The organism is Synechococcus sp. RC10A2, assembly GCF_047502605.1.
The window spans coordinates 1-699 of the sequence record NZ_JANSHP010000037.1; the positions used below are offsets into that span (position 1 = coordinate 1).

The window sequence follows — 699 nt, forward strand, 5'->3', positions numbered from 1 at the left end:
TCCTCTCGGTCCATTCCGCCCTCCATGCTTAACCCACAAAATACGCGACACTACCCGGAAGAACATCTTTGTCCTGGTGGATGAGGCCCACCGTACCACGGGCGGGGACTTGGGCAACTACCTCATGGGGGCCCTGCCTAACGCGACCTTTATCGGCTTTACCGGGACGCCCATAGACAAGACCGCTCACGGAAAGGGCACTTTTAAGGTCTTCGGCTCCGAGGACCCCAAGGGCTACCTGGACAAGTACAGCATCCGGGACAGCATCAAAGACGGGACCACGGTCCCCCTCCACTACGAGATGGCCCCTAACGATCTCCAGGTGGACCGGGAGACCATGGAGCAGGAGTTCTGGCAAGTGGCGGAGGCCGAAGGCGTTTCGGACATAGAGGAGTTGAACCGCATTCTGGACCGGGCAGTCACCCTAAAAAACATGCTGAAAAGCCCCGAGCGGGTGCGGAAGATAGCCGCCTTTGTGGCCAAGCACTTTAAAGAGCGCATTCTGCCCATGGGCTACAAGGCTTTCCTAGTAGCCCCAGACCGGGAGGGGTGCGCCTTCTACAAGGAGGCCTTAGACCAGCTCCTGCCCCCGGAGTGGAGTCGGGTGGTGATCAGCGCCAACCACAACGCCCCCCCGCACCTGACGCGTTACCATCTCCGCGAGGAGGAGGAGGCCGAGGTGCGGAAGGCCTTCCGCAA

General features: G+C 60.5%; 1 pseudogene. It reads left to right on the forward strand.

The annotated features are described in order from the left end of the window. Positions 1–109: 109 nt before the first annotated feature. A pseudogene (locus NW848_RS03800) lies at positions 110–699 on the forward strand (hypothetical protein); the annotation flags it as partial.